Origin of the sequence: Methylibium sp. T29 (assembly GCF_000576205.1) — a bacterium.
Lineage (GTDB): Bacteria > Pseudomonadota > Gammaproteobacteria > Burkholderiales > Burkholderiaceae_C > Methylibium > Methylibium petroleiphilum.
Genome location: NZ_AZND01000219.1, coordinates 1 through 5,532 on the forward strand (window position 1 = coordinate 1; position 5,532 = coordinate 5,532).

Annotated in this window: 10 protein-coding genes; all 10 read right to left on the reverse strand. The window is 65.1% G+C overall.

What is annotated here, in order from left to right:
• Positions 1-279: 279 nt before the first annotated feature.
• Entirely contained in the window at positions 280-729 is a 450-nt protein-coding gene (locus tag x551_RS25905) for a hypothetical protein (RefSeq protein WP_036234392.1), read from the reverse strand.
• Between the two features lie 8 nt (positions 730-737).
• Positions 738-1,223 (reverse strand): hypothetical protein, encoded by a 486-nt coding sequence (locus tag x551_RS17815; protein WP_152543566.1) that lies wholly within the window; start codon positions 1,221-1,223, stop codon positions 738-740.
• 62 nt (positions 1,224-1,285) lie between these two features.
• On the reverse strand, positions 1,286-1,852 hold the full coding sequence (locus x551_RS17820; protein ID WP_036234388.1) for a hypothetical protein: 567 nt from the start codon (positions 1,850-1,852) through the stop codon (positions 1,286-1,288).
• 13 nt (positions 1,853-1,865) lie between these two features.
• Entirely contained in the window at positions 1,866-2,099 is a 234-nt protein-coding gene (locus x551_RS17825) for a hypothetical protein (RefSeq protein ID WP_036234387.1), read from the reverse strand.
• Between the two features lie 113 nt (positions 2,100-2,212).
• Entirely contained in the window at positions 2,213-3,157 is a 945-nt protein-coding gene (locus x551_RS17830; protein ID WP_036234385.1) for an AAA family ATPase, read from the reverse strand.
• A gap of 68 nt (positions 3,158-3,225) precedes the next feature.
• Positions 3,226-3,642 (reverse strand): hypothetical protein, encoded by a 417-nt coding sequence (locus tag x551_RS17835; RefSeq protein WP_036234383.1) that lies wholly within the window; start codon positions 3,640-3,642, stop codon positions 3,226-3,228.
• A complete protein-coding gene (locus x551_RS17840) occupies positions 3,639-3,908 on the reverse strand; it encodes a hypothetical protein (RefSeq protein WP_036234381.1) in 270 nt (89 codons plus the stop codon). Before x551_RS17840 ends, x551_RS17835 begins: the two co-directional genes overlap by 4 nt.
• Before the next feature lie 342 nt (positions 3,909-4,250).
• Positions 4,251-4,688: a hypothetical protein gene (locus x551_RS25435; protein ID WP_152543567.1), complete on the reverse strand. Its 438-nt coding sequence runs from the start codon at positions 4,686-4,688 to the stop codon at positions 4,251-4,253.
• 83 nt (positions 4,689-4,771) lie between these two features.
• Positions 4,772-5,173, reverse strand: coding sequence for a hypothetical protein (locus tag x551_RS25440; protein ID WP_152543568.1), 402 nt, complete (start codon positions 5,171-5,173; stop codon positions 4,772-4,774).
• A complete protein-coding gene (locus x551_RS17845; RefSeq protein ID WP_152543569.1) occupies positions 5,166-5,441 on the reverse strand; it encodes a hypothetical protein in 276 nt (91 codons plus the stop codon). The genes x551_RS25440 and x551_RS17845 overlap by 8 nt, the downstream gene beginning before the upstream one ends.
• Positions 5,442-5,532: the final 91 nt, after the last annotated feature.

The window sequence follows — 5,532 nt, forward strand, 5'->3', positions numbered from 1 at the left end:
CTGCGCAGTGTCAAAGCTGACATGACTAATACATGAGATGGCTGATGCTCGCCGTCCGGTCAGGCAGCTGCCCCCTGCAGGACTCACAGCAGTTGTATGCCACCCGTCATCCGAGACGTCAGTCGGCCTCATCCAGACCGGAACAATCTGGACGTGACGTCCGGCTGGCATTGCCGTGATCGAAATGGCGGCTAGTGACACGACTGTTGGGTCTACCCCATCGACCGGGCGCGGGACAAGCCACGTTGATCGGCTGACGGAATTTTCGGCGGTTCCGGCTTAGAACCCCTCGTAGGAGGCCCCCCAGATGCCCCGGAGCTGCTGCTCGGCCTTGGCGGTCTCGTGCACGGCCTCCGCGTCGGTGCGGACGTAGAACGCAGCATCGAGGGCAACCATGTGGGCGGCCTCGGCCAGGTCGGCATCGACGCCGGCAGCGTGCAGACTCTGACGAAGATCCGCCTTCTGGGACTCGCCCATCTCCATGCCGTGCTCCTTGGCCCATTCGGCGGACAGCTGGTATTCGTCCGGGGACCGTGGAGCTTCGAATGCCGGCGGGTTCTCGGGCTGCGAAGCGTCGGGCTCGTCGGCGCCAGCGATCACGTGGTTCAGCTCCGTGAGCCTCGCCCACTCTTTGCCCTGAGGGTTCATGGCGGCGGCGGTGAAGGCCTTGTCACTCACCAGGGACGCACGTTCGGCCTGTGCGCTCTCGGGGGTCAGCGGTGCTTCCATGTCTTCCCTCAGTGGTAGACGAAGAGGTCGGCGAGCGGGGCGTCCGGGTCTTCGTTGATGTAGTCGATGAGTCCGTCGACCACGACGCTGATGCCGTCGAGCATCTGGTTTCGGTCGAGGAGCTTGTCGACATCGAAGATCACGCTGCACGCGGTGGAGCACGGACCGACGACGGGGCTGCGCGCCACGGTGCGGGGATCGGTCTCGCGGTTTCCGGCGAACATGTAGGTGTTGCTGACTTCCTGGCGCTCGTTGGTCATACGCCGGCCGATCGTCAGGCCGTTGAGATTGCGGGTCCAGAACCCTTCCCAGGCGAGCCCGGCCGGATAGTCCAGGAACGGTGCCGATCGCTCGGCGATGCGGGCTTTCATCGCGGTGAGCAGCGTCACCAGCTCCAGCCTGGTGTGGATCTGGTCCGTGTTCACGATGACGGCTGCTTCCTTGCCTCCGATGGAAGGTCCGCCCCAGACGCCGTGGAAGTCGTCCTCACCCAAGGTGACGTTGAGGGCGCGGTCGATCGCGCCGCAGAGTGCCCAGGTACTCATGTGTCTCTCCTTTAAAGACCAAACCGGCTGAGGAAGCCGCCGGAACGCTTGACGCCCAAGAAGGACGCGAGGGATTCGATGGAGGGCCCGCCCGGCATGGGCTTGCCGTTGGGACCGCGGCGCTGCTGGCGTGCGACGGTCTGGCGGAAGCGGCCCTCGATGCGGGCGATGACGGCCGGGGCGCCGAGCGTGCTGCCGGCGGGGGTGTTGCCGATCTGCAGGCGGTGGGCTTCCTCGAATGCGGCCAGGACTTCGCCGTGCAGCACCGCGGCACGTTCCATGGCTTCCTCGAACTTCAGGGCGGCCTGCATCGCGTGCTCGTGCGCAGCCTTCGCCTTCGCCTCGGCCTTCTCCCGGGCGTCCCGGGTCTTGCGATCGGTCGCCGCCTCTTCATGGCGCTGGGCGGCGGCCAGGCTGGCCTGCGTGCGGGTGATCTCGGCATCAAGGGTCTGGAGCTTCTGCCAGGCAGCCTCGCTGTCGTCGCCGGCCGCGGTCACGTCTTCGAAGTCCCGGGCAGCGACGAAGCGGGCGTCCCGGAGTTCTTCGAGGCGGGTTTGGAATTGGGTGGTGGTGTTCATGGAGTCCTTTCGGTCAAAGGTCGATCACGGCCGTGCGGATGCCCAGCTCGTGAGACAGGTCTTGGAGGGCGGCATTGCGGCCGGTGAGGTACTGGCGCTGTTCTGAGTCGTTCAGCCGATGCGGCAGATCGGGCAGCCACTCGATCACCGCGGAGACCACGGCGCCGGGGCCGGGCTTCGGGATGGACAGCACGCACGTGCGGCTGCCGACCTTCCACGAGCGGGTCAAGGCGGCTTCAGCGCTCATCGCCACCTCCCGCACACACCACGTTGACGCGTTGACAGACTTGACGGTCAAGGCTCGTCAACGCCGTCAAGGCGTCAACGCTCGTCAATACTGTCAATGCAGTAAAGAAAGAGTTAGGAGCCTGCATACCAGACCCCTTCCTTACAGCTGACCAGCCCGGCCTGGGCCATACGGCGCAGCCGCTGGTGCGCTGCCTGCTTGGAGACCGTGAGTGCTGCGCCCAGCTGGGTGGGCGTCATGCCCCCGCCGATGTCCAGATGCTTCAGCACCTGCGCGTCTGCGTCGCTGTAGGTCGGACCGTCGACCAGTTGCCACGATCCGTCAGAGCGCTCCAGCCTGAACTCGTCTTCCTCGCGCTCCCAGTCTCGGCCGTGAACGTGCAGGGTGAATTCGCCGATGCCCTTGCGGCTGAGGATCCAGATCCCATCGGCGGCGCCAGCGATTGCGGCGGAGCCGTTGATGCTGTCGACGGGATCGTCGGTGGCTGCCTTGCGCTTGTGGTGCACGCAGACGATAGACAGCCCGGGTCGGTCCCGGCACAGCTGCTGTAGGGGCGCCAGCGCCTCATAGTCGGCTGCGTAGGCGTTCTGCTTGCCGCCACCAGCATCGCGGAAGCGCTGCAGCGTGTCGATCACGACAAGTCGGATCTGCGGGTCGGCTTCGACCGCGTTGGCGATGGCGTCCACGCCGAGCAGCCCCCGGGGCCAGTCCGTGGCGTACAGCAGCGCGCCAGGCTCCAGCGCCGTGATCCCGGCCTGTTCGAGCTTGCGGCGGAGGCGGCGCTCGTTCGTCTCCAGGTCGATCATCAGCGCCTTGCCGCGCGGAACCCTGGAGCCCCAGAATTCACCGCCACCTGCCAGCGCCACCGCCACCTGCAGGATCAAAGTCGACTTGCCGATCTTGGGATTCGCGACCAGCAGCGTGAGCCCGTCGGGGAGCCAGCCGGGAATGACGTAACGCACCGGCTCCGGCGCCGTCTCCATCAGCGCGGCGGCATCCATGATGCGGGGGGCGTTCGACACCAGCGACGCCTCCGCGCGACGGCGCTCGCGCTGCACAACGGCACGCCGCCCGCCATGGGATTCCACCTGAGCATCAAGCGCTTCGAGCGTTGCGGCGGGTGACTTCATGCTCGCACCTCGTCTCGAATCAACGCGATGCGCGCTGCCGCGGTGAGCAGCCGTTCGAAGTCCACGAGCTCGCCTTTCGCCATGTCGGACGCACTCAGTAGAACCAAGGCGGTTTCACTGTCGAGCACGTCGAGCGCCTGAGTCGCGGTGATGAGACGGCGGCGTTTCAGCGGCGGGCCCGAGCTATCGCGCGGCGGGAACAGGTCTTCCAGCTCCAGGCCGACCGCGTTCGCGATCTGCTCGGGGCCACAACCCTCCTTCCAGCACTTCAGCAGCACCGCACCGGTGTCGCCCACGCCGATCGAGAGCGTCGACCGATTTCGGCCACCGCACACCGGACAGGCGCAGCGCCAGCGGTCGGGCCCGTTCGGCTTCGGGTCGTCCAGCCGGGAGAGAAGCGCGTCGACGCTCACTCAGCGGCTCCGATCCTCGTGAGCCATTCGTCGACGGCGCGCTCGTTCGGCAGGATGGCGTGCATCCCCCATTCAAGCTGTGCGCCAAGGTAAGTGTCGTCTGCCAACCGCTCCAGAACGAACCCCTTGCGCGCGGCAAGGGCTTGCCGGCGCGCTAGCTCCTTGACGCGCTCGACTGTCGCCTGCGCCGGATCGACGGCGCTGATGATGGCGAACTGCTCCCGATACATGGCAGTCAGCTCTTGCAGCTCGGTGTTCCCGCTCACAGCATGCTCCCCGCAGGAACGGCGTTGCGCTCACGCACACGGGCGGCGAGCCACTGGCTACGCCGTCACGCGGGTAGAGGTATCGGTTGCCGGCGCGGACGTAGGGCGGTCCGTTGCCGCGCTTGCGCCAGGACTCCTCGGTGCCGTCCTTGACATCGCAGAGGAGCTGGAGGTCTTGCTCGGTCAGGCAATCCAGCCGATCAACCAGCGCAGTCAGCCGGGCAGGGGACTCGACTTCGGGTGCTTGCATCTTGATCCTCTCTCGTGGTCTTTGCACCATCCGGACATCGGAGGGTGCATAGAGGGAGAGGATCGGCGGCGCGATCGGGCTACGCCATTTTTCTACCCACTTTTCAAGCGCAGCCGGGGGGTGGCCAGCCACTTTCGATGCTCGGCAGCGGTGAGCGGCAAGTCATGATGAAAGATCAAGTCAGATCCTTCCGGTTCTGGTTCCACCCATTCGCCCTCGTTTCGTATGAGCAAGTCGGCCAGCTCGGCAAGCGACTTCCCTCGACTTGCAATCGGCATGCTTTGACGCCGCCCATCAACAAGGTATCTCGATGGGCTCTTCCAGATGCAATCGCGTTCGCGTGCGCGAATTTCTGGCATGCACTTCGCGTAGATCTGGCAGATACGCTCCCCCGACAGCGCCAGGCCATGGGCGTCGCCTCGGCCTAGCAGCTTGCGAGCACTGGCGGCGACGGCCATGTCCGCATAGCCGCCGCCGCTGTGGTTGGGGGGACACTTTCTCGGGAAGCCCCACATCAACAGGGTGTGCATCGTCTTCGCGATCGCGATATCTGCCGCTGCGACGCGAGGGTTGCTCGCGTTCGAAGGCCGGCCGCGGCGCCTAGTTGCCACACTCAGCTATGCCGGATTTCCGCAGCGGCGCTAGACGCCGGTCGAATGGGGATCACATTCGATACCGGCTCTTCCTCCGGTGGTGGAACGAACACCATGATGTCGTCGTAACTCAGGTTTGTGTACGCATCGCCGTTTGCCGGGACGAGCCCAGCGCAAAGTGTTCCAAGGTAATCACCAAGCGCCGCCGAGAATCCTTCGATCAGTTCTGGTCGAGATATCAGTTCGGCGACCAATGGGCGGAGGTAGATGTTCAGATCCACTCCTCCGCGTATATCCGCTTCAATCCAGAAGCCCCCAGATACATCCTCTCCGGCTACTTCCGCTGCGGCCTGCCGTTCTGCCTCGCGCAACATCTCGTCCATCAGCGCGACGCCGGCCATAAACGAGGTGGGGTCAGTCATTGAGGGCCTCCACTTCGCCTTCGTTGAGGAAGGGGGCGAACCAGTCAGCGGCGCCGCCGCATTGCTGAACTCCCCCGGTGATCTTGATGCCGCTGTCGGCCAGATAGCCGATCTGAAGCATGAGCTGCAGCCCCGCTGACGCCTCTGCACTCAGCTCGGCCGATTCCATCGTTTCCGAGGCCGTGTGCGCGAGCGATGCGATCTCTCGAAGAATCGCCGCCACGCGAGGATCGGTCGATCCGACGCTGTTAGTCTCTTGGGTGGACATGAAACACCTCTCTAGTAGGTGGGTTGTGGTGAGGCCGGCCGGGTGGTCTCAAGCACCCGGTTCGGCCGCTTTGTCATGCCGCCTTGAAGGG